This is a genomic window from Pseudomonas sp. AL03 (assembly GCF_029960815.1).
Taxonomy (GTDB): Bacteria; Pseudomonadota; Gammaproteobacteria; order Pseudomonadales; family Pseudomonadaceae; genus Aquipseudomonas.
The window spans coordinates 132,669-157,483 of sequence record NZ_JASBRE010000009.1 but is presented as its reverse complement, the minus strand read 5'-3'; the positions used below and the strand labels follow the sequence as shown (position 1 = coordinate 157,483).

At 58.0% G+C, this 24,815-nt stretch carries 24 protein-coding genes and 1 pseudogene; 18 read left to right on the top strand and 7 right to left on the bottom strand.

Translation table 11 applies throughout. From position 1 onward, the window contains the following. Positions 1-142 precede the first annotated feature (142 nt). From QK293_RS11665 to QK293_RS11650, 4 genes are all read left to right on the top strand, one after another. Positions 143-925: a MetQ/NlpA family ABC transporter substrate-binding protein gene (locus QK293_RS11665; RefSeq protein WP_282377428.1), complete on the top strand. Its 783-nt coding sequence runs from the start codon at positions 143-145 to the stop codon at positions 923-925. Between the two features lie 594 nt (positions 926-1,519). Continuing rightward, positions 1,520-1,690: a YhfG family protein gene (locus QK293_RS11660; protein WP_282377427.1), complete on the top strand. Its 171-nt coding sequence runs from the start codon at positions 1,520-1,522 to the stop codon at positions 1,688-1,690. Then, positions 1,690-2,304, top strand: a complete 615-nt coding sequence (locus QK293_RS11655) for a Fic family protein (RefSeq protein WP_282377426.1) — start codon at positions 1,690-1,692, stop codon at positions 2,302-2,304. Before QK293_RS11660 ends, QK293_RS11655 begins: the two co-directional genes overlap by 1 nt. 50 nt (positions 2,305-2,354) lie before the next feature. Then, positions 2,355-2,720 carry a DUF1493 family protein gene (locus QK293_RS11650; RefSeq protein ID WP_282377425.1) on the top strand — a complete coding sequence of 122 codons (366 nt, stop codon included), beginning with the start codon at positions 2,355-2,357 and terminating at the stop codon, positions 2,718-2,720. A gap of 128 nt (positions 2,721-2,848) precedes the next feature. Here the strand turns inward: QK293_RS11650 and QK293_RS11645 are convergent, their stop codons facing one another. The 3 genes from QK293_RS11645 to QK293_RS11635 form a co-directional block, all read right to left on the bottom strand. Beyond that, positions 2,849-4,390 carry a phosphoenolpyruvate carboxykinase gene (locus QK293_RS11645; protein ID WP_282377424.1) on the bottom strand — a complete coding sequence of 514 codons (1,542 nt, stop codon included), beginning with the start codon at positions 4,388-4,390 and terminating at the stop codon, positions 2,849-2,851. A 182-nt stretch (positions 4,391-4,572) separates the two neighbouring features. After that, positions 4,573-5,475 carry an Hsp33 family molecular chaperone HslO gene (gene hslO / locus QK293_RS11640; protein WP_282377423.1) on the bottom strand — a complete coding sequence of 301 codons (903 nt, stop codon included), beginning with the start codon at positions 5,473-5,475 and terminating at the stop codon, positions 4,573-4,575. Between the two features lie 165 nt (positions 5,476-5,640). Then, positions 5,641-6,048: a S4 domain-containing protein gene (locus tag QK293_RS11635; protein WP_282377422.1), complete on the bottom strand. Its 408-nt coding sequence runs from the start codon at positions 6,046-6,048 to the stop codon at positions 5,641-5,643. 116 nt (positions 6,049-6,164) lie between these two features. Here QK293_RS11635 and QK293_RS11630 point away from each other — a divergent pair, with 116 nt between their 5' ends. From QK293_RS11630 to rimK, 3 genes are read left to right on the top strand one after another with little or no spacing between them, the layout of a single operon-like run. Continuing rightward, the gene (locus tag QK293_RS11630) at positions 6,165-6,944 is read left to right on the top strand and encodes an EAL domain-containing protein (protein WP_282377421.1); all 780 of its coding nucleotides are present in this window, start codon (positions 6,165-6,167) and stop codon (positions 6,942-6,944) included. A 34-nt stretch (positions 6,945-6,978) separates the two neighbouring features. Beyond that, positions 6,979-7,440, top strand: a complete 462-nt coding sequence (locus tag QK293_RS11625; RefSeq protein ID WP_173860444.1) for an ATP-dependent zinc protease — start codon at positions 6,979-6,981, stop codon at positions 7,438-7,440. After that, complete coding sequence (rimK, locus tag QK293_RS11620) at positions 7,437-8,342, top strand: 30S ribosomal protein S6--L-glutamate ligase (RefSeq protein WP_134419496.1); 906 nt, start codon at positions 7,437-7,439, stop codon at positions 8,340-8,342. The genes QK293_RS11625 and rimK overlap by 4 nt, the downstream gene beginning before the upstream one ends. A gap of 44 nt (positions 8,343-8,386) precedes the next feature. Here rimK and QK293_RS11615 read toward each other — a convergent pair whose 3' ends face one another. Further along, positions 8,387-9,700, bottom strand: a complete 1,314-nt coding sequence (locus tag QK293_RS11615; RefSeq protein WP_282377420.1) for an ATP-binding protein — start codon at positions 9,698-9,700, stop codon at positions 8,387-8,389. A gap of 103 nt (positions 9,701-9,803) precedes the next feature. Beyond that, on the bottom strand, positions 9,804-10,544 hold the full coding sequence (gene ompR, locus QK293_RS11610) for a two-component system response regulator OmpR (RefSeq protein ID WP_008149284.1): 741 nt from the start codon (positions 10,542-10,544) through the stop codon (positions 9,804-9,806). Between the two features lie 361 nt (positions 10,545-10,905). Between ompR and QK293_RS11605 the strand changes: the two genes are divergently transcribed. From QK293_RS11605 to QK293_RS11565, 9 genes are all read left to right on the top strand, one after another. Further along, a complete protein-coding gene (locus tag QK293_RS11605) occupies positions 10,906-13,230 on the top strand; it encodes a Tex family protein (RefSeq protein WP_282377419.1) in 2,325 nt (774 codons plus the stop codon). Continuing rightward, positions 13,230-13,613, top strand: a complete 384-nt coding sequence (locus QK293_RS11600; protein WP_282377418.1) for a PaaI family thioesterase — start codon at positions 13,230-13,232, stop codon at positions 13,611-13,613. The genes QK293_RS11605 and QK293_RS11600 overlap by 1 nt, the downstream gene beginning before the upstream one ends. A 178-nt stretch (positions 13,614-13,791) precedes the next feature. Continuing rightward, entirely contained in the window at positions 13,792-15,375 is a 1,584-nt protein-coding gene (gshA, locus tag QK293_RS11595) for a glutamate--cysteine ligase (RefSeq protein ID WP_282377417.1), read from the top strand. Positions 15,376-15,542: 167 nt separating this feature from the next. Next, positions 15,543-16,520, top strand: coding sequence for a taurine ABC transporter substrate-binding protein (gene tauA, locus QK293_RS11590; RefSeq protein ID WP_282377416.1), 978 nt, complete (start codon positions 15,543-15,545; stop codon positions 16,518-16,520). Positions 16,521-16,536: 16 nt separating this feature from the next. Next, on the top strand, positions 16,537-17,331 hold the full coding sequence (gene tauB, locus QK293_RS11585) for a taurine ABC transporter ATP-binding subunit (RefSeq protein ID WP_282377415.1): 795 nt from the start codon (positions 16,537-16,539) through the stop codon (positions 17,329-17,331). Continuing rightward, positions 17,328-18,167: a taurine ABC transporter permease TauC gene (gene tauC, locus QK293_RS11580; RefSeq protein WP_282377414.1), complete on the top strand. Its 840-nt coding sequence runs from the start codon at positions 17,328-17,330 to the stop codon at positions 18,165-18,167. Before tauB ends, tauC begins: the two co-directional genes overlap by 4 nt. 55 nt (positions 18,168-18,222) lie before the next feature. After that, the gene (tauD, locus tag QK293_RS11575; protein ID WP_282377413.1) at positions 18,223-19,059 is read left to right on the top strand and encodes a taurine dioxygenase; all 837 of its coding nucleotides are present in this window, start codon (positions 18,223-18,225) and stop codon (positions 19,057-19,059) included. Positions 19,060-19,171: 112 nt separating this feature from the next. After that, positions 19,172-19,849 carry a hypothetical protein gene (locus tag QK293_RS11570; protein WP_282377412.1) on the top strand — a complete coding sequence of 226 codons (678 nt, stop codon included), beginning with the start codon at positions 19,172-19,174 and terminating at the stop codon, positions 19,847-19,849. Positions 19,850-19,852: 3 nt separating this feature from the next. Further along, positions 19,853-21,055 (top strand): XRE family transcriptional regulator, encoded by a 1,203-nt coding sequence (locus QK293_RS11565; protein WP_282377411.1) that lies wholly within the window; start codon positions 19,853-19,855, stop codon positions 21,053-21,055. A gap of 94 nt (positions 21,056-21,149) precedes the next feature. On the opposite strand, the gene mgrA is transcribed toward QK293_RS11565, so the two are convergent. Next, positions 21,150-22,187, bottom strand: a complete 1,038-nt coding sequence (gene mgrA / locus QK293_RS11560) for an L-glyceraldehyde 3-phosphate reductase (RefSeq protein WP_282377410.1) — start codon at positions 22,185-22,187, stop codon at positions 21,150-21,152. Positions 22,188-22,342: 155 nt separating this feature from the next. On the opposite strand from mgrA, the pseudogene QK293_RS11555 reads away from it, so the two are divergent. Beyond that, positions 22,343-22,468, top strand: a pseudogene (locus QK293_RS11555) (3-ketoacyl-ACP reductase); the annotation flags it as partial. Positions 22,469-22,558: 90 nt separating this feature from the next. Next, entirely contained in the window at positions 22,559-22,819 is a 261-nt protein-coding gene (locus QK293_RS11550) for a hypothetical protein (protein WP_282377409.1), read from the top strand. A 27-nt stretch (positions 22,820-22,846) separates the two neighbouring features. On the opposite strand, the gene betT is transcribed toward QK293_RS11550, so the two are convergent. Continuing rightward, complete coding sequence (gene betT, locus QK293_RS11545) at positions 22,847-24,802, bottom strand: choline transporter BetT (protein ID WP_282377454.1); 1,956 nt, start codon at positions 24,800-24,802, stop codon at positions 22,847-22,849. Positions 24,803-24,815: the final 13 nt, after the last annotated feature.

Sequence of the window (24,815 nt, the reverse complement as noted above, 5' to 3'; positions counted from 1 at the left end):
AATATGAACGTGAATAAAAGATATTGTTCGGGAATAAAAAATCCCGGTATTGTCCGCCTCACGCCAGCGGTAGCACTTCACTGGCACTCGTACTCAATAAGCCGTCGTCGATGACGACCGTGATTTTCGATAAGGACACTGCATGAAAAAGGTTCTGTTGTTCACCGCATTGGCGGCTGCCCTGACCGCGAGCCTGGCTCAGGCTGGCGAGAAACTGGTGGTTGCGGCGACCCCGGTCCCACACGCCGAGATTCTTGAATTGATCAAGCCAACCCTCGCCAAAGAAGGCGTGGACCTGGAAATCAAAGTCTTCACCGACTACGTTCAGCCGAACGTACAGGTCGACCAGAAGCGTCTGGACGCCAACTACTTCCAGACCCTGCCGTACCTGAAAAGCTTCAACGAAGGCAAAGGCACTCACTTGGTGACCGTGATCGGCGTGCACGTCGAACCGTTCGGCGGCTACTCGAAAAAAGTCAAAACCCTGGCTGAGCTGAAAGACGGCGCAACCATCGCGATCCCTAACGAAGGCAGCAACAGCGGCCGTGCCCTGATCCTGCTGCAGAAGGCTGGCCTGATCGAGTTGAAAGACCCGAAAAACGCTCTGGCCACCCCGAAAGACATCGCCAAGAACCCGCACAACTTCAAGTTCAAGGAACTGGAATCGGCCATGCTGCCGCGTGTTCTGGACCAGGTTGACCTGGACATGATCAACACTAACTACGCACTGGAAGCAGGTCTGAACCCGGCTAAAGACGCGCTGGTGATCGAAGGTGCAGATTCGCCTTACGTGAACTTCCTGGTGGCTCGTCCGGACAACAAGGACAGCGTTGCCATCCAGAAACTGGCCAAGGCGTTGACCAGTCCTGAAGTGAAAGCATTCATAGAGAAGAAGTACAGCGGCGCGGTATTGCCGGCGTTCTGATTCGCGAGGTAAACCCCTCCAAGGTTGCAAACGCCGACGGCTTGTAGAGCGTCGGCGTTTTTCTTATTGGGTGTTGGTAATTAATTGGAATGTGAGTTCGGCTTTAGAGCCACCCCTCGCCCTCGCCCCAGAGGAGAGAGGTTCAACGCCCTGCGCAACGCGACCAACAACTTCACGATGTCCTGCGGATCCAACCGCTGTGGCACTTTTACGTCAGCCATTTTCTCTTCCTTGTGAGGGTTTGGCCGGGGAGTGGGCACCAGGGCTAAAATACTGGCCATACGACATGATTGTCCCGCTTCGGATTCCGCCCTTCGGGTTGCAAGTGTCATAACACGGATTGCACTAAGCGAGCCCGTTGGTACTAAGCGTGAGTCTTTTCAGTTATCGAAATTGTGGCAATCAAATTAATGGCCATCTAGGCAGCACGTGTAACCTACGAACGTCAGTAAAGACAAAGTCTTCAAGCTGTTCACCTCAGAATCTTAGCCCGCGCGCTCACCAGTGGCTCTGAAGCCCAAAGCATCAAAAATACCGACCCATCGGCTGGGTCGTGTGAGCTACACTTGAACATTGCGCAAAGAGGCAGATGTGATGAGCGAACTGACGTTTCGGCAAAAGCAGGATTATTACGACAAGGTCCGCCGATCAAACTACTTGGCGAGCTTGCATCTTGAAGGCTTTGACACCACGCGTGCCGATGCTGAAAAGCCGCTCCCCACGCGGGAATCGGTACTCAGAAAATATCGTCAGAATCCACGTTAATGGTGGATAAATACGGGGTCGGCCAAGACCCCTATTGCTACCCCGATAGCGACGTTCTGCGTAACCTGCTCAACATCCATGATGAAGAGCAGCTACAAAAAGCAGAGCGAGAACTCTCAGAAATCGCCGTCAGCAAATTTCGTCTCCTCCCCCCTCCGTATGACCTCAGCCTTTTACAGCATATTCATAAGTCCTTGTTTCGTGACATCTACGAATGGGCCGGACTGCCGAGAACGGTTAATATCCGGAAAGGCGACACGCTTTTTTGTACGGCAGAACGAATCATCCCGGAAGCCGAAAAAATCTTTCGTGTTATGGAGCGTGCCGCTTGGTTCGCAGACACCAGTAAAAGTGAGTTAGTCGCTAAGGTTGCTGAGACCTACGGTGATCTAAACGTTATCCATCCTTTTCGCGAAGGAAACGGTCGAACTCAACGTATTTTGTTTGAACAGATCATCATCAACGCAGGATTTGCAGTCGATTGGTGGCTTGTAAAAGATGCCGCGTGGATCCCGGCTAACATCGACGCCGTAACGTGCGACTACCGAGGCTTGGAAGCTATTTTCGAGCGTTGTATCGGTGATCCGCTGGACGCGTCGTTATCACAGAACTGAGAGTTCTGACCTCAAAAGGCGCCTACACGGACAAATCGGATATACCCGCAATGAACCTCGCCCCCAACTTTCCCGACGACCACGCCATGCACCTGCTCATGCAGCTGCTGCACGAAGAACTCGGCCTGCCCGAACGCAAAACCATCAGCCTCACCACTTCAATCAACTTCGATCTAGGCTGCGACGGTGCGGATGCGCGAAACCTGATAGAAGCGCTGGAAGAACAGTTCGCCATCGACTTCATCGATTACGATGCCTATCGCTACTTCCAGTCCGAAAACTGTGACGTATTCCTCAAGCACCGGGCCAAGGGGCGTGGTGACAAGGTCCCGCTGACTATCGGAATGATTTACCAAGCGATCAAGTTGCAACGGTGGGATACACAGAAATTGGAAGGGATCCAGCTGTACGCGTAAGTGCCATTATTTTGGCCGTTTGACGTCTTTTCAGCTGGAATAATGGCAGTTGTGTCTTTGATGACCCGAATTGCGCGGATAAAAAAGCCGCCCAAAAGGGCGGCTTTCTCACGCCATCAAACCAACGCTTACAACTTCGGCCCAGCCGCCTTGATCGCGTCGCTCACTTCAAACTTTTTAAAGTTCTCAACAAACAACCCAGCCAATGCTTTAGCCGCTTCATCGTAAGCAGCCTTGTCAGCCCAAGTGTTACGTGGGTTCAACAGGCCAGTCTCAACACCTGGCACAGCCAACGGCACGTCGAGGTTGATGGTGTCGAGGTGCTCGGTTTCAGCACCGATCAACGCGCCGCTCTGGATCGCTGCGATCACGCCACGAGTGGTCGGGATGTTGAAACGTTTGCCGACGCCGTAGCCACCGCCGGTCCAGCCGGTGTTGACCAGGTAGACCTTGGAGCCGAAGCCGCGGATGCGCTTGATCAGCAGTTCTGCGTATTCGCCAGCCGGACGCGGGAAGAACGGTGCGCCGAAGCAGGTGGAGAAGGTCGATTTGATGCCGCTGCCGGAACCCATTTCGGTCGAGCCCACCAGTGCGGTGTAGCCGGACAGGAAGTGGTAGGCCGCTTGTTCTTCGCTGAGGATCGACACGGGCGGCAGTACGCCGGTCAGGTCGCAGGTCAGGAAGATGACCGCGTTCGGCTCGCCACCGAGGTTCTTCTCGGAACGCTTGGCAACGTGCTCCAGCGGGTAGGCGGCGCGGCTGTTCTGGGTCAGGCTGACATCAGCGTAATCGGCGTGCTTGGCGTCATCGACAACAACGTTTTCCAGGACTGCGCCGTGTTTGATGGCTTTCCAGATGACCGGCTCGTTCTTCTCGGACAGGTCGATGCACTTGGCGTAGCAGCCGCCTTCGATGTTGAAGACAACGCCTTCACCCCAGCCATGCTCGTCGTCACCGATCAGGTAACGGCTTTCATCGGCGGACAGGGTGGTCTTGCCGGTGCCGGACAGGCCGAAGAACAGGGTTACGTCGCCCTCTTCGCCGATGTTGGCAGCACAGTGCATTGGCAGCACGTCGGCAGCCGGCAGCAGGAAGTTCTGCACCGAGAACATGGCTTTCTTCATTTCACCGGCGTAACGCATGCCAGCGATCAGCACTTTCTTCTGAGCGAAGTTGAGGATTACGCAACCGTCGGAGTGGGTGCCGTCACGCTCTGGCACGCACTCGAAGTTGGCAACGTTGAGCACTTGCCACTCATCACGACCAGCCGGGTTGTACTTTTCCGGGTTGATGAACAGACAACGGCCGAACAGGTTCTGCCAGGCAGTCTGGGTGGTCATCTTCACAGCCAGGTAGTGGTCTTCAGCCGCACCTACATGCACGTGGGAAACGAAATGCTCTTGCGCGTTGTTAAACGCCTCGACGCGAGCCCACAGGGCGTCGAACTTGTCGGCCGGGAACTTGCGGTTGATCGGGCCCCAGGCAATGGCTGCCTGGGTGGAAGGCTCTTCTACGATGAAACGATCGACGGGCGAACGACCGGTGCGGTGACCAGTGCGAACAACCAGCGCGCCGGTATCGGCAAGCTCGCCTTCACCGCGACTCAGGGCTTCTTTGACCAGATCATCAACACTCAGATCGGTGTACACGGCGTTATTGGCTTGCGTCATGAGATTCCCCGTCGGCCAGTGGCCGAGTGTGCTCCAAACGTTTTGTAGTAGAAAGTCGTGCACTACTACCGCGACAAAAAGTGGGCCGGATTATGCCAGAAACGCCCAAAAATAGTAGGGCCCTCCCGTCGTAACGGCGTTATTCCGGCGTTAAGCAGTGAATTTACCTGCGCTGAACCGTTTTAGTGCCGGGTATCTGACGGCGTATCGACACCCGCACCCGCGAACAATTGAGTCATATCCGCGGCATCAAACAGGTAGCGCTGGTTGCAGAACTGGCAATCGATTTCGATGTTGCCGCCGTGTTCGATCACCAGCGACTGGGCATCTTCCAGACCCAAGCTGACCAGCGCATTGGCAGAACGTTCGCGCGAGCAGCTGCAACGGAAGCGCAGTTTCTGCACATCGAACAGACGAACCTGCTCTTCGTGGTAGAGGCGATGGAGCACGGTTTCGTTGTCCAGGCTCAGCAATTCATCGGCGGTCAGGGTGCTGCCCAGCGCGGTGATGTGCTGCCAGCTGGCGGCGCGTTCTTCTTCGTCTCTCAGACGGTCGGCAGGCAATTGCTGCAGCAACAGGCCCCGGGCGCGGCGACCATCGGCGTACAGCCAGAAACGCGTACCGACTTGCTGGGACATCACGAAGTAGTTAGTGAAGCACTCCGACAGAGTTTCGCCATCGAGGTCGACGATGCCTTGGTAACGCTGGCCCTGGGTCGGGTCGACGGTCAGCGCCAATACGCCATTGGGCATCAGGTCGGCGAGGGTCGCGTCGGGAGCGATCTGGTCGGCTTCGTATCGGGCCAGACCACGGATTTCTCGCTCGCTGGAGCACTCGATCATCAGCAGCGGGATCGGGCCTTCGGAACGGGCCTGGAGAATCAGCAAGCCATCGAACTTCAAGGTGCCGACCAACAAAGACGCCGCCGCCATCAGCTCGCCGAGCAATTGTGCAACCGGCTCCGGATAGGGGTGTTTAGCGAGGACTTCGGCGTAGCTACGCTCCAACGCAACCAGCTCGCCGCGGGTGTCGCTGTCATCGAAGATGAAGCGTTGGGTGTAGTCGGTATCCGGTAAATCGGTCATAGGTCTGGGTATCTGAAGTAATAACAAGATGATTTTTAAAAGTGAAAATTGCGCCTCTGCAAAACCCTTTGGGTGCGCGATGTTCAGCCATGGGAGGCATTTTATGAACAATCCGGGATTGTTCCAAGCCTTGCTCGCGAAGGCTGGTTCACAGAAACAATAGCCCTACTCGTCGTTGCTGCTTCCACGAAACTTGAACAAATCCCGTCGCTGCTTCTTGCTCGGTTTGCCATCGGTGCTCACGCCCAGCGAACCGGTTTTACGCATGGCCGCAGCCGCCTCGCGCTTGGCGATGCTGGCTTCGGTTTCAGAATAGAGCGCCTGAGCCTCTGGCGCGCCTCGGCGTACGATCGATAACGCCTTAACCACCACCGTGCGCTCCTCGAACCCTGCGCGAATCTGAAACTCGTCGCCGATCCTCGGCTCCTTGCCCGGTTTGCAGCGCTCCCCCCGGCAATGCACCTTGCCGCTTTCTATCGCCGCTTTGGCCAAGGCACGTGTTTTATAAAAACGCGCGGCCCACAACCATTTATCGAGACGGACCTTGTCGTCCTCTTCCTGTTTTTGTGCCACTTGAATTCCTCTTTTAGCCCATAGTCGGAACTGTACTACCGTTTCTGTCGGGCGCAAGAACTCGGCCCTCCAGATAGAATGTCGACTTGGCCGGCTCACCGGCATGGAGTGATCGAGTGACTATATTTCCGTCTTCATTGACCTCGCCCAACGGCGGTTGCCAGGGTTGCCAGCAAAGTGAGCCCCTGGGCTTCGATTTTACCTTTGCCTACCAACCCATCGTCGATTTGCGAGATCAGTCGATTTTCGCCCATGAGGCACTCGTGCGCGGTGTAAAGGGTGAGGGTGCACTGTCGGTTCTCGATCAGATCACTGAGGACAACCGCTACCGCTTCGACCAGCTCTGCCGGACCCGAGCCATTGAAGGCGCGGCGAATCTAGGGATGCAGACGCATCTGTCGATCAACTTCATGCCCAACGCCGTGTACCGCCCGGAACTGTGTATTCGAAGCACGCTGGAAGCAGCGAACAAACACAACTTCCCCATCGACCGGCTAATTTTCGAAACCCTGGAAAGCCAGCACGTAGATAACTATCGCCATTTGACCAATATTCTGCGTGAATACCGCGAATTCGGCTTCAAGACCGCCATCGACGATTTCGGCGCGGGCTACTCGGGGCTCAATCTACTTGCTGATTTCCAACCGGACCTGATCAAACTCGACATGGCACTGATCCGCGATGTCGACCGCGATCGTGTTCGTCAGGCTATCGTTCGAGGGGTTGTCACAATCTGTGCGGAGCTGAACGTTACAGTCATTGCCGAAGGGATCGAAAGCGCCGGAGAACGGGATTTCCTGGCGGACTGTGGAATTTTTCTGATGCAGGGTTACTGGTTCGCCAAGCCCGCATTCAAAGCGTTGGCCCAGGTAACGCCTGGGACCTGGACGCGTTAATCGCCGGTTTTTTCTATTGAAGACATTTGACCATTTGACCGTTGTCGGTCTGCGCGAGTGGGTGGCGCTCCCGGATTTGGGAGTCGCGGGCCTGCGCGCAAAAATCGACACCGGTGCCAGCACCTCCAGCCTGCATGCCACCGATATCGAGCCATTCGAGCGCGACGGGGAACAGTGGGTGCGCTTTACTGCGCACTTGGGCACGGTGGTGCAACTGCGTCACCGGCGCTGCGAAGCACCCCTGGTGACAATGAAAACTATCAAAAGCTCTAACGGTCACGCGCAGATGCGTTACGTGGTCAGCACCACCCTGGCCCTTGGTGATCGGGTCTGGCGGGTCGAGTTCACCCTCGCCTGCCGCAAGTCCATGCGTTATCGCCTGCTACTCGGTTCCAAAGCCTTGATCGACGGCCAGTTAGTCGTCAATCCGGGCATTAAATACGTACAAGACAAGCCGGTGTTCCCGGTATCTACCTTTTCCACAGGTGTTGCATGAAGATCGCTGTGCTGTCGCGGAACCCGCGTCTGTATTCCACTCGTCGTCTGGTCGAAGCCGGTACCGAGCGTGGCCATGAAATGGTGGTGATCGACACCTTGCGCGCCTACATGAACATTGCCAGCCACAAGCCGCAGATCCACTACCGCGGCAAGCCGTTGGAAGGTTTCGATGCGGTGATACCGCGGATTGGCGCGTCGGTGACGTTTTATGGCTGCGCGGTGTTGCGCCAGTTCGAAATGATGGGCGTTTTTCCACTCAACGAATCGGTGGCCATCGCTCGCTCGCGAGACAAACTGCGGTCCCTGCAGTTGCTGTCGCGCCGGGGAATTGGTTTGCCGGTCACTGGTTTTGCGCACTCCCCGGACGACATTCCCGACTTGATCGAGATGGTCAATGGCGCGCCGCTGGTGATCAAGGTGCTGGAAGGCACTCAGGGCATCGGCGTGGTGATGTGTGAAACGGCGACGGCGGCGGAGTCGGTGATCGAGGCGTTCATGGGCCTGAAGCAGAACATCATGGTTCAGGAATACATCAAGGAAGCCGGCGGGGCGGACATTCGCTGCTTCGTGGTCGGCGATAAAGTGATCGCGGCGATGAAGCGCCAGGCCAAGCCTGGGGAGTTTCGCTCCAACCTTCATCGTGGTGGCACCGCCAGCCTGATCAAGATCACGCCGGAAGAACGCATGACGGCATTGCGTGCGGCGAAGGTGATGGGTTTGGCAGTGGCGGGCGTGGACATCCTGCGTTCCAATCATGGCCCGCTGGTGATGGAAGTGAATTCGTCGCCAGGGTTGGAAGGGATTGAAACCACCACTAGCAAAAACGTGGCGGGAATCATCATTGAGCATCTTGAAAAGAATGGTGGGCCAAATATGACGCGGACCAAAGGTAAAGGCTAAAGCTGACTCGGTGATCGTTCTCACTCTGCATGGGAACGATCGGGTTAGACCGCATCCCTCGGAAGCATCAACCCCAGCGGCAACCGCACCCGCGCTTCCAACCCACCACCAGAACGGTTACGCAGCTCAACATTCCCACCATGCATCGAAGCAATCCGCTTCACGATCGCCAAGCCCAACCCTGTCCCCTTGCCCCCGCGGGCACGATCACCACGAGTAAACGGGTTGAAAATCGCCTCCAGCTCCGACGGATCGATCCCCGCCCCACGGTCCATCACACTCAGCACCACATACGGCGCGCTGGTATCCCCGGACACATAAGCCGCCACCTCAACCCCGCTGCCTGCGTGATGCAAGGCGTTGCCAATCAGGTTGTTCAACAATCGCTTCATCGACACCCGACGCAACGGAAACGGCTGAATCGGCTCCAGGCGCAGGCGCACTTTCTCTTCGTTCTGGTTGTACGGCGCCGCGACTTCGCGCACCAGATCGCTGAGATCCACCTCTTCCACTGACTCGTCGCGACCATCGCGGATAAACGCCAGGAACTGGTCGAGAATCGCGTCCATGTCTTCGATGTCGCGGACCATGTCGTCTGTCAGGTCGCTATGGTCACCCATCAACTCCAGAGACAGCCGCAAACGGGTCAAGGGTGTGCGCAAGTCATGGGAGACCCCGGCGAGCATCAACTCACGCTCGCGACCGGCCTGCTCGACGTCTTCGGCCATCTGGTTGAAGGCGCGATAGACCTCGGTCATTTCACTCGGCGTGTCGCTGATCGGCAGGCGCACACTGCGGCCCTGGCCGAGTTGCCGCGCGGCATACACCAGACGTTTCAACGGTTGATTGAGCTGGCTGACGAAGATCCATGCCGACGCAGTGGACAGCAAGCCGATGGCGAGGAACCAGCCGAGTACGTTCCAGATTTTCTGGCCACGCAGCGGATGCGGATACAGGGGCACTTTCAGCCAGCCATCACCCAGGCTTGGCGCCCGCACCCACAGGGCCGGCGGCGAATGCATGCGTAATCGGACTTCGGTGTCGGCCCCCAGCTCCGCCTGCATCTGCCGCTGGTAGATCTCGCTGTAAGGCCAGTGTTGCTCACCTTCCGGCACGCCAGCGCCCACTACCCGGATCAGGGTCGCGGCATCGGCAATCTTTGTGCGGTTTTCTTCATCGGCCGACCAATAGGCGCGTAGCGTCAGGGCGACACCGTGGCTGTATTGGCGGTCCACCAGCACGTCTTCGTTCATCAACAGATAAACCAGGGTCAGCGCCTTGGAGAACAGGACGACGATCAGCACCAGCCACAGGGTGCGGGAGAAGAAACTCTGGGGGAACCAAACGGGGGTTTTCATGGATAACCGCTACACACTTGCAGGAGCGAGCGATGCTCGCATATTGCGGATCGCGAGTCTGCGGACAACATGATCCGCAAGACCCGCTCCTACAAATCGCCGATCACTTGGTGGCGGCGCCATCCGGAACGAACACGTAACCCACGCCCCAGACTGTCTGGATGTAACGCGGCTTGGATGGATCGGGCTCGATCATCCGGCGCAGACGCGAGATTTGTACGTCGATGGAACGCTCCAGGGCGTCCCACTCGCGGCCACGGGCCAGGTTCATCAGTTTGTCGCGCGTCAGAGGCTGGCGGGCGTTCATCACCAACGCCTTGAGCACCGCAAACTCACCCGTAGTGAGCATGTGCACTTCGTCGCCGCGCTTGAGTTCGCGGGTGGCCAGGGACAGCTCGTAGTCACCGAAGGTCACGCTTTCGTCTTCGCTGCCCGGAGCACCCGGCACCGGAGCGGACTGACGACGCAGGACCGCTTTGACGCGCGCCATCAGCTCATCCGGGTTGAACGGCTTGGCGAGGTAATCGTCAGCGCCCAGTTCGAGGCCCTTGATGCGGCTCAGCTCATCGCCCTTGGCGGTCAGCATGATGATTGGAATCTGGTTGTTCGCGGTGCGCAGGCGGCGGCAGGCGGTCAAGCCGTCTTCGCCGGGCAGCATCAGGTCGAGGACGACCAGGTTGAACACTTCACGCGCCAGGAGGCGATCCATTTGTTCAGTGTTCGGAACGGCGCGGGCGCGGTAGCCCTTGCTGACGAAAAAGCGTTCCAACAGGCTGCTGAGCCCTGGATCGTCGTCAACAATAAGAATTTTTTCGCCTTCAGCAATGTTTGCAGTGCTGCTCATTAGATGCTCCTTTGATCTCGGCGCGCATTATGGCGTAGCTGCCGTTATACGCACCGTGTGCATTGTTAGCAGATTTTTCCTTCACCGCCAGAAATCCGGCCTTTCTGCCTATAACCTGCGATGCCCCCGAATGACAGAACGCTGGTTATAATGCGCGGCCTTTTGTGTCAGGCAATGTCTGATCATTGCTGCGAGTGGCCGATATTTATTTTCACGGCCGCAGCAGTCATTGTTCGATTTCACGGGTCAACGGAATGCCTGTTGATCCAGGTAGCGGCGCAGGCCAGGCCGCTCAACCAGACTCGCCGAGCCCTTATCTCTGCGCCTGCGAGCCTGCTTTCACAATTTGTCAGGTGGTTTTATGGACAGCATCAACAGCCGCATCGCCGAGGAACTCGGCGTACGCCCACAACAGGTCGAAGCGGCCGTCGCGCTACTTGATGAAGGCTCCACGGTGCCCTTCATCGCCCGTTACCGGAAAGAAGTGACCGGCAGCCTCGATGACATCCAGTTGCGTCATCTGGAAGAGCGTCTGCGCTACCTGCGAGAACTCGACGAACGGCGTATCAGCATCCTTGCCAGCATCCAGGAACAAGGCAAGCTGACCCCGCAACTTGAACGCGACATCAAACTCGCCGACACCAAAACCCGGCTCGAAGACTTGTACCTGCCGTACAAGCAGAAGCGCCGCACCAAGGGCCAGATCGCCCTGGAAGCCGGCCTCGGCGAGCTGGCCGACGGCCTGTTCAACGACCCGACCCTGACGCCAGAGGTCGAAGCCGCGCGCTTCGTCAACGCCGAAAAAGGCGTCGCCGATGTGAAGGCTGCCCTCGAAGGCGCCAAGTACATCCTCATGGAGCGTTTCGCCGAAGACGCCGGCTTGCTCGAAAAACTGCGCAGCTACCTCAAGCAGGAAGCCACTCTGAGTGCCCGCGTCATCGCTGGCAAAGAAGAGGAAGGCGCCAAGTTCCGCGACTATTTCGAACACGATGAACCACTGAAAAGCATGCCGTCGCACCGCGCGCTCGCCATTTTCCGTGGCCGCAACGAAGGCATTCTGAGTTCTGCGCTGAAAATCGGCGACGAACTGCCGGGCACCATGCACCCGTGCGAAGGCATGATCGGTCAGCAATTCGGCATCCAGAACCAGAATCGCGCCGCCGACAAATGGCTGGGCGAAGTGGTGCGCTGGACCTGGAAGGTCAAGCTCTATACCCACCTGGAAACCGACCTGCTGGGCGAACTGCGCGATGGCGCGGAAACCGAAGCAATCAACGTGTTCGCGCACAACCTGCACGACTTGCTGCTGTCGGCCCCGGCCGGCCCGCGCGCCACGCTGGGCCTCGACCCGGGCCTGCGCACCGGTTGCAAGGTCGCCGTGGTCGATTCCACTGGCAAGCTGCTGGATCACGCCACGGTTTACCCGCACGTACCGCACAACAAGTGGGACCAGACCCTCGCGATTCTTGCCGCGCTGTGCGCCAAGCATGCGGTGGACCTGATTGCCATCGGCAACGGCACCGCCAGCCGCGAAACCGACAAGCTGGCTGCTGAGCTGATCAAAAAATACCCAGCGATGAAGATGACCAAGGTCATGGTCTCCGAGGCCGGCGCATCGGTTTACTCGGCGTCGGAACTGGCTTCCAAGGAGTTCCCGGACCTCGACGTGTCGATCCGTGGCGCGGTGTCGATTGCCCGTCGCTTGCAGGATCCGCTGGCCGAGCTGGTGAAGATCGATCCGAAATCCATCGGCGTCGGCCAGTACCAGCACGACGTGTCGCAGCTGAAACTGGCGCGCGGCCTGGACGCCGTGGTCGAGGACTGCGTGAACGCCGTGGGCGTGGACGTGAACACCGCTTCCGTGGCGCTGCTGGCCCGCATCTCCGGCCTCAACGCGACGCTGGCGCAGAACATCGTCAGCCACCGCGACGAGCACGGCGCCTTCAAAACCCGCGCCGCGTTGAAGAAAGTCGCTCGCCTGGGCGAAAAAACCTTCGAACAGGCTGCCGGTTTCCTGCGCGTGATGAACGGCGACAACCCGCTGGATTCGTCCGCGGTTCACCCGGAAGCCTATCCGCTGGTCCAGCGCATTGCCGCTGAAACCGACCGTGACATCCGTTCGCTGATCGGCGATGCCAGCTTCCTCAAACGCCTCGATCCGAAGAAGTACACCGACGAGACGTTCGGTTTGCCAACGGTCACCGACATCCTGCAAGAACTGGAAAAACCTGGCCGCGATCCACGTCCTGAGTTCAAGACCGCAGAGTTCCAGGAAGGCGTCGAAGACCTCAAGGACCTGCAACTGGGCATGATCCTCGAAGGCGTGGTCACCAACGTGACCAACTTTGGCGCATTCGTCGACATCGGCGTGCATCAAGACGGTTTGGTGCACATCTCTGCGCTTTCGGAGAAGTTCATCAAGGACCCGCGTGAAGCGGTGAAGGCCGGTGACGTGGTGAAAGTGAAAGTCATGGAAATCGACATTCCGCGCAAACGCGTTGGCCTGTCGATGCGCATGAGCGACACCCCGGGCGAGAAAATCGACGGTGCCCGTGGCGCACGTCCCGGCTCGTCTTCGCGCCAATCCCAGAACACTGCACCGCGTAAGGAAACCACGGCGGCGGCCCCGGCCAACAACGCCATGGCTTCGCTGTTCGCCAACGCCAAGCAGTTGAAGAAACACTGATGGACATCCCTGCCGGGCTGACCGAAAGCGCTTTTTTCAAGTTGCTGGGGTGTCGTTTGCACCGTCTGGAGGCCGGGGTGGCGCAAGTCGCCCTCGGGCTTGCGCCAGAGCTGCGCAATCGCGGCGGTAAGCTGCACGGCGGGGCCTTGTTCAGCCTGGTGGACATTGCCATGGGGCTGGCCTGTTCCAGCACCCACGGCTTTGACCAGCAGAGTGCGACCATCGAGTCCAAGATCAACTACATTCGCGCCGTTTCTGACGGTGAAGTGATGTGCACGGCGCGGGTCATTCACCCGGGCCGCCGCACGTTGGTGGTCGAGGCTGACGTGATGCAGGGCGACAAACTGGTCGCAAAAGCACAAGGCACGTTCGCTGTCCTGTAGCTAGCGGTCATCAATTTGAGTTAATTTCGGCGCTACGAAACCTGTGGGCAGTTCTGACTGACCGGCATAATGCCTGTACGGCTCAAAAACCAGGCGAAAACGCCAGTTTCAACTTCACCCTTGTAGACCGTCTTGCCCACCCCCATATTGGGGCGACTGACGCGTGAAGGAATCCAACTTGAGCGAACTTCTCAACCGCCGCCTGGCTCTGCTCGGCGAGCGCGCTAACCTCTCTCTGCTCGAACAGTGCCTTCACGGCATCGAACGTGAATGCCTGCGCGTGACCGGCGAAGGTCGCCTGGCGCAAACGCCGCACCCGGAAGAGTTGGGTTCCGCGCTGACCAACGAACAAATCACCACCGACTATTCGGAATCGCTGCTGGAGTTCATCACCCCGGCCCTGCCCGACCCGGCAGACACCCTGGCGAGCCTGGACAGCATTCACCGTTTTGCCTACAGCAAGCTCGGCAACGAGTACCTGTGGAGTCCATCGATGCCGTGCCCGTTGCCGGCCGAGGAAGACATCCCGATCGCCTATTACGGCACCTCCAACATCGGTCAGCTCAAGTACGTCTACCGCAAGGGCCTGGCCCTGCGGTACGGCAAGACCATGCAGTGCATCGCCGGGATTCACTACAACTTTTCCCTGCCGGAAAAGCTTTGGCCGCTGCTCAAAGCCGCGGAAGACTTTGTCGGCACCGACCGTGACTATCAGTCGTCGGCCTACATCGCGCTGATCCGCAACTTCCGCCGCTACAGCTGGCTGCTGATGTACCTGTTCGGCGCATCACCTGCGCTGGACGCCGGTTTCCTGCGCGGTCGTTCGCACCAGTTGGAACAACTGGACCCGGACACCTTGTACTTGCCGTACGCCACCAGCCTGCGCATGAGTGACCTGGGTTACCAGAGCAACGCCCAGGCCGGTTTGACCCCGTGCTACAACGATCTGGCCAGTTACACTGACAGCCTGCGCAAAGCGGTCGCCACGCCTTATGCGCCGTACGTTGAAATCGGCACGCATCAGGACGGTGAGTGGGTTCAGCTCAACACCAACATCCTGCAAATAGAGAACGAGTACTACTCCAACATCCGCCCCAAACGCGTGACTTACACCGGCGAACGGCCGATCCAGGCGCTGGTGGCCCGCGGCATTCAGTACGTCGAAGTGCGTTGCCTGGACATCAACCCGTTCCTGCCGATGGGCATCGACCTGCCAGAGTCGCGCTTCCTCGACGCGTTCCTGCTGTATTGCGCGCTGAACGACAGCCCGCTGCTGACCAATACCTCTTGCGGCAACGCGACCTCGAACTTCCTCAGCGTGGTCAAGGAAGGTCGCCGCCCGGGCCTGCAACTGCAACGCGACGGTCATCCGGTGGACCTGAAAGAGTGGGCCAGCGAGTTGCTGGAGAAGCTTGCACCACTGGCTGCGATGCTGGATCAGAGCCATGGCGGCGATGCGCATAGCAAGGCGTTGGATGCGCAGCTGGCCAAGGTCAAGGATCCTTCCCTGACGCCATCCGCCCAGGTGCTGGCGGCGATGGCTGAGCACAAGGAGAGCTTCAGTCAGTTCTCCCTGCGTCAGAGCCGCGCGCATGCGGAGTTTTTCCGTAGTGAGCCGTTGAATGGTGATGATCAGGCGAAATTTGAAGCGCGAGCGCGTTCGTCGCTGGCTGAGCAGGTTGAGCAGGAGCAGAACGAGGTGGGCGATTTCGATGTGTTTGTCGGGTCGTATCAGGCGAGCATTTTGGCGATTAGCAACTAACCTCCTTGGCACTGATTATTCCCACCCCGGAGCGTGGGAACGATCAGGTTGCCTGCTTAGAATTTTCCGCTCATAAGCTCATTCGAAAAAGTTATTTATTTTCGGATTCTTAGATCATTTAGTCTCTTTTCACGCCGACTCTCGGTCGTCTGACAAGGAGCTTCTCAATGAAACTGACTTTCCCCCTTCGCCTGCTGGCGGCCGCGTCTCTGGCTGCGGTGAGTTTCTTTGCCCAGGCGGCTGACGTCACCGTCGCCTACCAGACCACCGTTGACCCGGCGAAAGTCGCCCAGGCCGACGGCGCGTACGAAAAAGCCACCAACGCCAAAATCCACTGGCGCAAATTCGATAACGGTGCCGACATCATCGCCGCCATCGCTTCCGGCGACGTGCAGATCGGCTACCTCGGTTCCAGCCCTCTGACGGCTGCAATCACCCGCAAAGTCCCGGTAGAAACCTTTCTCATCGCCACCCAGATCGGCGCCGCTGAAGCCCTGGTCGCTCGCGACGGTTCCGGGATCAAAACTCCGCAGGACCTGGTCGGCAAGAAAATCGCCGTGCCGTTCGTTTCCACCGGCCACTACAGCCTGCTAGCCGCGCTAAAGCACTGGAACATCGATCCGTCGAAAGTCACCGTCCTCAACCTCGCTCCGCCCGCAATCGTCGCCGCCTGGAAACGCGGTGACATCGACGCCACTTACGTCTGGGACCCAGCGCTCGGTGTGGCCAAGGAAAACGGCAAAGTGCTGATCACCTCCGGCGAACTGGCCAAATTCGGTGCGCCGACCTTCGATGCGTGGATCGTGCGCAAAGACTTCGCCGAGAAGCACCCGGAAATCGTCACCGCGTTCGCTAAAGTCACCCTCGACGCCTACGCCGATTACCGCAAAGACCCGAAAACCTGGCTCGCCAATCAATCCAACGTCGACAAACTGGTGAAGCTGTCCGGCGCCAAGGCCAGCGACATTCCATTGCTGTTGCAAGGCAACGTCTTCCCGCTGGCGGCTGATCAGGTGATCACCCTCGGCGCGCCGACCACCAAGGCCATTACCGACACCGCCGCGTTTCTCAAGGAACAGGGCAAGGTCGAGGCCGTGCTGCCGGATTACGCCCCCTACGTCAGCGCCAAGTACATCACCAACTGATCGGGAGTTAACTGCGATGGCTTTGCTACAGCTGGAGCGCATCAGCGCACAGTACCCCGGTGCCGCCGAACCTGTGCTGGCGGATATTTCCCTGAGTCTTGGACCCCAACAATTGCTGGTCGCTCTCGGCCCTTCCGGCAGTGGCAAGACCTCGCTGTTGAACCTGATTGCCGGTTTCGTCGAACCTAGCGCCGGGCGGATCACCCTCGATGGCGTGTCGGTCAAAGGCCCGAGCGCCGAACGTGGCGTGGTGTTCCAGGACGACGCGCTGCTGCCCTGGCAGGACGTGTTGGCCAATGTCGGTTTCGGTCTGGAACTGGCCGGCATTTCCCGGGACAAACGCGAAATCCGCGCGCGGGAAATGCTCGCCCTGGTGGACCTTTCCGGTTTCGAAAGTCGCCGAATCTGGCAACTCTCGGGCGGCCAGAAACAACGTGTCGGTCTGGCCCGCGCCCTGGCAGCCGACCCTCGGGTTTTGCTGATGGACGAACCCTTCGGCGCCCTCGATGCTTTCACCCGTGAACAAATGCAGGAGCTGCTGCTGCAAGTCTGGCAGCGCACCGCCAAGCCGGTGTTTCTGATTACCCACGACATTGAAGAAGCGGTGTTCCTCGCCACTGACCTGATTCTGTTGGCGCCAAACCCTGGGCAAATCGTCGAGCGCCTGAGCCTGGACTTCGGTCAGCGTTACGCCGCTGGTGAGTCGGCACGCTCGATCAAGGCCGACCCGCGATTTATCGAAACCCGCGAACACGTGCTCGCCAAAGTGTTCTCTCAACGCAGCACCGCCCAGCGGCAGGAGCGCGCATGAGCAGTTTTGAAATTCCGGCCGCGACGGTAAACACCAACGGCCAATCGGTGGTCATTCCAGTACGTCGCAGCCTCAGCACTCGGTGGATCAGCCTGCTGACGCTGGTCGCGCTCGTGGTCATTTGGTGGGCCGTCACCGCCACGGGAATGATCGAACCGCTGTTCCTGCCTCCCCCGTCTGCCGTGCTGCAAAAAGGCTGGCTGCTGGTGACCGCCGGCTACATGGATTCGACCTTGTGGCAGCACTTGGGCGCGAGTCTCAGCCGAATCGGTTTGGGCCTGGGTTTCGCGGTGCTGACTGCCGTGCCGGTCGGCATCTCCATCGGCTACAACCGTATCGCTTGCGGCATTCTCGATCCGCTGATCGAGTTTTACCGGCCTATCCCGCCCTTGGCTTATCTGCCGCTGATCGTGATTTGGTGCGGCATCGGTGAGCTGTCGAAAGTCTTGCTGATCTACCTCGCGATCTTCGCCCCGATTGCCATTGCCACCGCCACCGGTGTGCGTACCGTTGACCCGGTGAAATTGCGCGCTGCGCAGTCTTTGGGCGCAACCCGGGCGCAGTTGATTCGCCATGTGATTCTGCCCAGCGCCTTGCCGGACATCTTGACCGGTGTGCGCATTGGCCTGGGTGTGGGTTGGTCGACGCTGGTCGCCGCCGAATTGATCGCCGCCACCAGCGGGCTGGGCTTCATGGTGCAGTCGGCCGCGCAGTTCCTGGTCACCGATGTGGTGGTGCTGGGGATTCTGGTGATCGCGCTGATCGCCTTCGCCATGGAAATGGGCTTGCGCGCCCTGCAACGCAAACTGGTGCCGTGGCATGGCCAGGCTCACTAAAGACTTGTCATTGACCATGTCGACAGCTCGGCACCCCGGATTGAAGAGAACCACCATGAGCCACCTGACAATCGTCCCCCTCAGCTCGGCCCTCGGCGCGCAAATCAGCGGAGTCGACATCAGCCAGCCGCTGAACCTGGAACAGCGCGACGCCATCGAGCAGGCGTTGCTCAAGCATCAGGTGCTGTTCTTCCGCGACCAGCCAATCGAGCCACAGCAACAAGCGCGATTCGCCGCCCATTTCGGCGACCTGCATATTCACCCGATCTACCCGAATGTGCCGGAACAGCCCGAAGTGCTGATCCTCGACACCGCCGTCACCGACGTACGCGACAACGCCATCTGGCACACCGACGTGACCTTCCTGCCGACTCCGGCCATGGGCGCGGTACTCAGCGCCAAGCTGCTGCCGGAGTTCGGTGGCGACACACTGTGGGCCAGCGGCATCGCGGCGTATGAAGCGTTGTCCGCGCCGATGAAAACCTTGCTCGAAGGGCTGACGGCTACCCACGACTTTACCCGCTCGTTTCCGCTGGAGCGTTATGGCAACACGCCTGAAGCGTTGGCCCAGTGGGAAGAAGCGCGCCGCAAGAATCCGCCGCTGTCACACCCGGTGATCCGCACGCACCCCGTGAGCGGGCGCCGGTCGTTGTTCGTTAATGAAGGGTTCACGTCGAAGATCAATGAGTTGTCGGAGACTGAGAGCGAGGTGATTTTGAAGTTGTTGTTTGCTCATGCGACGCGACCGGAATTTACCATTCGCTGGCGTTGGCAGAAGGATGACGTGGCGTTTTGGGATAACCGCGTGACACAGCATTACGCGGTGGATGATTACCGGCCGGCGCGGCGGGTGATGCAGCGGGCGACGGTGCTGGGGGATGTGCCGTTTTAAGCACCACAGAGAAATTTGCTTAGCTTTAACTGGATAAAAAAACAGCTAGTCGCTTCCATAACGAATAAAAATGGCGTAAAAATCCGCTTACCGAATAGTGAGTGGTGACAGCATGATCACAAAAGAAGAAATCCAAGGCTTCATTCGCGCGCAAGTCGATAGAGAGTTTTTTGATGAACTAGGGATTCTTATTCCTCAAACCTTTCAAAAGGCATTGAAGGAGACAGAAGAACTCCTGATTCATACCCCTCCTGGAGATCTGCGTGGCCATTTACGGCATTCGCTCGTTCAAGACGCCTTAGCGGGAATGAAACGCTGGAATCCAATCATCAAAACAACCGACCCAAAAGGACACAATTACGTCCTATTGGAGCTGGGAAATTTGCGCATCACATCTGTCGTCCTGCCCTGGCAAAAAGAAATTCGCACGGCGAAACACCGAAGCGAACTGAAAACGCTGAACGAATCTTTAGCATCCACACAGATGGACTGGATTGATGGGTTGACGCAGACAGTCACCGATCAATTGATTCATGCGCTAGTCGTAGTCCATGCACCACCATCACGCTCAGAGGATCAATCAGAGCCGCGGGCGATCATGATGGCCGTGCCTTATTTCAACGGCAAAGGCTTCCATATGAATTGCACGTTCGAAGACCTTCTTCAGAGCTACTCTGATAATGAAGCTGTTGATCAGAAACCGATTGAATTGGTGAAATTGCGGGATAAGATGCGCCGCGCTGAAGAAATCGAAGACAACACTGATGACGAGCAAAATTCCAAGAGGTGAACCATGAGAACTGGAGTCGCGGGCTTTCAGTCTGAGCGCCTCAAGCAGTTACGGCTCACGTTTGGTATCACCCAAACAGCTTTGGCCGAAATGGTGGGGCGTGCCTCGGGAAACATCTCTAAATGGGAGAACGGGCTTCAGGTACCTGAGGCCGATGCCTTCCAACGGTTATGCGAGGTTTTTGGCGTCAGTGAAAACTGGCTGTTAGAGGAGCAAATCGTAACGAGTGAAACCACTCCATTCTTCTTCCGCTCTCAGGTGAGTGCTACCACCAACGCGAGAGAAATAGCGGAAGTCCGTCTGGAGTGGCTTCAAGACATCTCCTACAAACTTCAGGAAAGTCTTGAGTTCGTCACTGTTAACGTTCCTCACCTGGAAGAAAGAAATTGCCAGCTGATTTCTGATCAAGAGATCGAGAGAATGGCGAGTGAATGCCGTCAAGCGTGGGGACTAGGGGTTGCTCCGATACCCAATGTGGTTCAGGTGTTGGAAAACGCTGGCATCATCTGTGCTCGAACCACGCTTGGGCACCTCAAAATGGATGGCGTATCAAACTGGTACGAGTTGGATCAGCGCCCTTATGTACTTCTCGTTGCAGATAAGGCTAACGGAATAAGAAACCGATTCGATGCGGCCCATGAACTGGGACATGTAGTTCTCCATCGACATATTTCCAACGAACAATACGAATCGAATTACACGCTGCTTGAATCACAGGCTCACCGATTTGCCAGCGCATTTTTGATGCCAGCGGAAAGCTTTCTAAGGGAGATTCGCTGGCCGACTTTGGATACCTTGTTGGCACTTAAGCCGCGCTGGAAGGTTTCTGTTGCGGCGATGGTTCGTCGATGTCTAGATCTTGAAATCATTAATGACACCACGACGACAAGGCTGTGGAAAGCAAGGTCCGCCAGAGGCTGGGTCAAGGGCGAGCCTATGGACGCCGACTTCGATTTTGAACGGCCGCTGTTGATCGCGCGAGGTGTGAAGATGCTCGTGGAAAACAAGGTACTTTCCCGATCCCAAGTCAGACAGTTGCTGGGGCTGCCGCTTCCCATTCTAGAAACCCTATGTAGTTTGGATAAGGGTTATTTCACTCTCCCAGACCAGTCACAAGTGATCGATATGCAGCTAAGAAAGAGATCTGCAAGGGATACGTTTTTCAGCGAAACCGCTGAAATACTCGGTTTCCCAAGCAAAAAATAACGACATCGTAAGCGCCACTTAAAAATAATCACGGACAAGCCACTTCATGTGAGGAGGGCTTATCCGTGATTCGGTCCTCGTCCTTCGAATAGATTTACTCCGCCGTCGAAGGCTTCTCCCAAAGATTAATCTCACCCTCCTGAGCAAACCGGTCAATCTCCGCCAATTCCTCCGCGCTAAAGCTCAAATTCTTCAACGCCCCGACGTTCTCGACAATCTGCTCGGGCCGGCTCGCACCGATCAGCGCCGAAGTCACCCGCGGATCGCGCAACGTCCACGCCAATGCCAGCTGCGCCAGACTCTGACCGCGACGCTTGGCGATCTCATTCAGCGCACGCACATGAGCGATGTTGGCTTCGGACAGGTGCGCCGCCTGCAACGAACCACCGCCCGGACGATTGACCCGCGCATCCGCCGGCACACCGTTGAGGTACTTGTCAGTCAACAAACCCTGAGCCAGCGGCGTGAACGCAATCACGCCCGTACCGAGTTCGTCCGTCGTATCCAGCAGGTCCTTTTCCACCCATCGATTGAGCAGGTTGTAAGCCGGTTGGTGGATCAGCAACGGGACTTTCCACTCTTTCAGCAACGCGGCCATTTCACGGGTTTTAACCCCCGAGTAGGACGAGATGCCGATGTACAGCGCCTTGCCCTGTTGCACGGCGGTGGCCAGTGCGCTGGCGGTTTCTTCCAGCGGCGTGTCCGGGTCGAAGCGATGGGAGTAGAAGATGTCCACGTAGTCGAGACCCAGGCGTTGCAGGCTCTGATCAAGGCTGGCCAGCACGTATTTGCGCGAACCGCCGCCCTGACCATAAGGACCGGCCCACATGTCCCAACCGGCCTTGCTCGAGATAATCAGCTCGTCGCGATGCTGCTTGAAGTCTTCGCGCAGCAAACGACCGAAATTGGTCTCGGCGCTGCCATACGGCGGGCCGTAGTTGTTGGCCAGGTCGAAATGGTTGATGCCGAGATCAAACGCGGTACGCAGCAATGAACGCTGGGTGTCGATCGGCGTGCTGTCGCCGAAGTTGTGCCACAGGCCCAAAGACAGTGCCGGCAGCACCAGCCCGCTGCGCCCCACGCGGCGGTAAGGGATGGAGTCATAGCGGTTTTCGGCAGCGGTGTAGGTCATCGAATCCTCTCTTGTCTGTCTTGAAGTTGGTATCGACTGCTTCGCAAGTTGCCCAGCATACGCCCAGACAAACGCCGATAAACCTCTGACTCGAGAGAATGCTGAAACGTTTCATAGATGATCGAGACTTTTCGGTTCGCCGTATTTGCGCAGGCGCCAAGATGCCGCCGCTGGAACGTCTGGCTCAGCCAGAAGACATCTCCCGCGTCGTGTCCTTGGTCAGCTCGGAAGCGACCTGGGTCAACGGGCAGATTTTGCGGGTTAATGGCGGGCTGGTTTAACTAGGCCCACACTGACACCGCAATCTTGATCGTTCCCACGCAGAGCGTGGGAACGATCAGGCAACACACAATTGAAGGGCGGAACACACCATGCACACTACGATTATCATCACCTTCGGCCTGATCCTGCTGGCGCTGATGCTGTTCATCGGCGAGGAAATCGGTTTCAGCCGCCAGACCCTGACCTACAGCTTTGTCGTGCTGTGGTTCGCGCTGACGTTAATCAACGGTGCAGTCGGCATGGTCAGTGCTGGCCAGCCCTTTAGCACGGAGCTGGTAGTCGGCAGCGCCGTATTCGGCGTGCCGGTGGCGGCGATGGTGCTGTTCATGGTGTTGAGCGCCGAGACCTGAAAAGGGCCCGGCGGCACCGGTTCTCGATCAACGCACCAAATGCAGAAACTGCATGTGCCGTTCGTACTGATCGAGGATGTCGTTGATGATCTGCTCCTTGGTGTAACCCACCAGATCGTAGTCCTGACTGCCCTCGCTCAAATGCACTTCGGCGCGGTAGTAACGACGGTTGTTGAGTTCCTTGGAGCCCATGCCGCCACGGGCGAAGGACGGCGTGAAGTAGCCACGCATCTGCACCTGATAGATAAACGGATGCTCCTCGCCGTGACCGATTTCCAGGCTGACGTTGTCGTTGGCCGGGTCCGGCTGAGTGACCACGTTCAAACCCTTCTCGACGAACACCGCCGAGACGTCTTCAATCGCCGGGCGCACCGTCGTATCGAGGAAGCGGTAAACCTCATCGCGAGATGGGAAATGCACGGCCTGAGTCAAGCGTTGACGCCAGCCGCCACGTCTCGATCCGGATACCGGTGCCAGGGAATGCATCTGCGCGATCTGCTTCTGCGACTCCAGATAGAACGCTTTGTGCAGCCCCCACATCATCAGCAGCAAAATCATGGAGAACGGCAACGAAGTCAGCACCACCGCCGACTTCAGCGCATCGATGCTGCCGGAGAACAGCAGCGCACTGGTCACCAGCGCCGTCATCGCGCCCCAGAACACCCGCAGCCATTTCGGCCCATCTTCATCCGGGTTGCCGCCCTTGGCGGACAGCGTCGACAACACCACCGTGCCAGAGTCGGCCGAAGTGACGAAGAATACGAAGCTGATGAACACCGTCACTGCGATGACCGTTTTGCTCCACGGATAGGTTTCCAGCAGCAGGTAAAGGGTCATCGACGGGTTGTCGATGGCCGACATGCCGAGGGCGCTCATGCCGTGGTTGAGGACTTGATCGATGGCGCTGTTGCCGAAGATCGACATCCACGCCAGGGTGAAACCGAGCGGAATCAACAGCACGCCGAAGACGAATTCGCGGATGGTCCGGCCACGGGAAATCCGTGCGATGAACAGGCCCACGAACGGCGACCATGCAATCCACCAGGCCCAGTAGAACACCGTCCAGCCGCCCAGCCAGTCACTGGGTTTGTCGTAGGCGTACAGGTCGAAACTCTTCATCGGCAACGCGCCGAGGTAGTCGCCGATGTTCTGGATCAGCGTGTTGAGCAGGTGCTGAGTGGGGCCGGCGAACAGCACGAACAGCAGTAGCGCGCAGGCCAGCAGCATGTTGATGTCGGACATCACCCGCACGCCTTTATCGACGCCAGACACTGCAACGATGATCGCCGCGCCCATCATCAGCGTGATCAGGCCGACCTGAATCCACTGCGTGTGAGCGATGCCGAACAGGTAGTCCAGACCCGAGTTGAGGTGCAACACGCCAAAACCCATGTCGGCACCGAGGCCGAACACCGTGGCGATGATGCCGAAGCCATCCACCGCGTAACCGATGGGGCCGTTGATGCGCTTGCCAATCAGCGGATAGAGCGCCGAACGCAGGGCCAGTGGCAGGTTATGTCGATAAGCGAAGTAGGCCAGTGCCATGCCGACGAAGGCGAACACACCCCAGCCATGCAGGCCCCAGTGCAGAAACAGAATCTGCATCGCCTGACGCGCCGCATCCGCCGTGCCTGCCTCGCCTTGCGGTGGTTGCGACAAATGGGTCAGCGGTTCGGACACGCAAAAGAAAAACAGCGTGATGCTGATCCCGGCGGCGAACAGCATGCCGGCCCAGGACAGGTAACTGAATTCGGGTTCGTCGTGGTCGGCACCGAGCTTGATCTTGCCGTAGCCAGACAAGGCGGTGACCACCACGAAGACCAGATACAGGGTCATCGCGAGCATGTAGTACCAGCCGACCGTGTTGGCCGCCCAGTTTTGCGCTTCCAGCAGCCAGGCACCGGCCTGTTCAGGCAAGGCAATAACCACAATGCCGAACAACAAAATGAAACCCGCGGCAAAGTAGAACACCGGCGGATTCATGCGGACCTGGCCG

Bases quoted from the DNA above. Each gene is read 5' to 3' on its own strand.
- QK293_RS11665 (WP_282377428.1), top strand. From the start codon at position 143: ATGAAAAAGGTTCTGTTGTTCACCGCATTGGCGGCTGCCCTGACCGCG.
- QK293_RS11660 (WP_282377427.1), top strand. From the start codon at position 1,520: ATGAGCGAACTGACGTTTCGGCAAAAGCAGGATTATTACGACAAGGTC.
- QK293_RS11655 (WP_282377426.1), top strand. From the start codon at position 1,690: ATGGTGGATAAATACGGGGTCGGCCAAGACCCCTATTGCTACCCCGAT.
- QK293_RS11650 (WP_282377425.1), top strand. From the start codon at position 2,355: ATGAACCTCGCCCCCAACTTTCCCGACGACCACGCCATGCACCTGCTC.
- QK293_RS11645 (WP_282377424.1), bottom strand. From the start codon at position 4,390: ATGACGCAAGCCAATAACGCCGTGTACACCGATCTGAGTGTTGATGAT.
- hslO (WP_282377423.1), bottom strand. From the start codon at position 5,475: ATGACCGATTTACCGGATACCGACTACACCCAACGCTTCATCTTCGAT.
- rimK (WP_134419496.1), top strand. From the start codon at position 7,437: ATGAAGATCGCTGTGCTGTCGCGGAACCCGCGTCTGTATTCCACTCGT.
- QK293_RS11615 (WP_282377420.1), bottom strand. From the start codon at position 9,700: ATGAAAACCCCCGTTTGGTTCCCCCAGAGTTTCTTCTCCCGCACCCTG.
- ompR (WP_008149284.1), bottom strand. From the start codon at position 10,544: ATGAGCAGCACTGCAAACATTGCTGAAGGCGAAAAAATTCTTATTGTT.
- QK293_RS11605 (WP_282377419.1), top strand. From the start codon at position 10,906: ATGGACAGCATCAACAGCCGCATCGCCGAGGAACTCGGCGTACGCCCA.
- QK293_RS11600 (WP_282377418.1), top strand. From the start codon at position 13,230: ATGGACATCCCTGCCGGGCTGACCGAAAGCGCTTTTTTCAAGTTGCTG.
- tauA (WP_282377416.1), top strand. From the start codon at position 15,543: ATGAAACTGACTTTCCCCCTTCGCCTGCTGGCGGCCGCGTCTCTGGCT.
- tauB (WP_282377415.1), top strand. From the start codon at position 16,537: ATGGCTTTGCTACAGCTGGAGCGCATCAGCGCACAGTACCCCGGTGCC.
- tauC (WP_282377414.1), top strand. From the start codon at position 17,328: ATGAGCAGTTTTGAAATTCCGGCCGCGACGGTAAACACCAACGGCCAA.
- tauD (WP_282377413.1), top strand. From the start codon at position 18,223: ATGAGCCACCTGACAATCGTCCCCCTCAGCTCGGCCCTCGGCGCGCAA.
- QK293_RS11570 (WP_282377412.1), top strand. From the start codon at position 19,172: ATGATCACAAAAGAAGAAATCCAAGGCTTCATTCGCGCGCAAGTCGAT.
- QK293_RS11565 (WP_282377411.1), top strand. From the start codon at position 19,853: ATGAGAACTGGAGTCGCGGGCTTTCAGTCTGAGCGCCTCAAGCAGTTA.
- mgrA (WP_282377410.1), bottom strand. From the start codon at position 22,187: ATGACCTACACCGCTGCCGAAAACCGCTATGACTCCATCCCTTACCGC.
- QK293_RS11550 (WP_282377409.1), top strand. From the start codon at position 22,559: ATGCACACTACGATTATCATCACCTTCGGCCTGATCCTGCTGGCGCTG.
- betT (WP_282377454.1), bottom strand. From the start codon at position 24,802: ATGAATCCGCCGGTGTTCTACTTTGCCGCGGGTTTCATTTTGTTGTTC.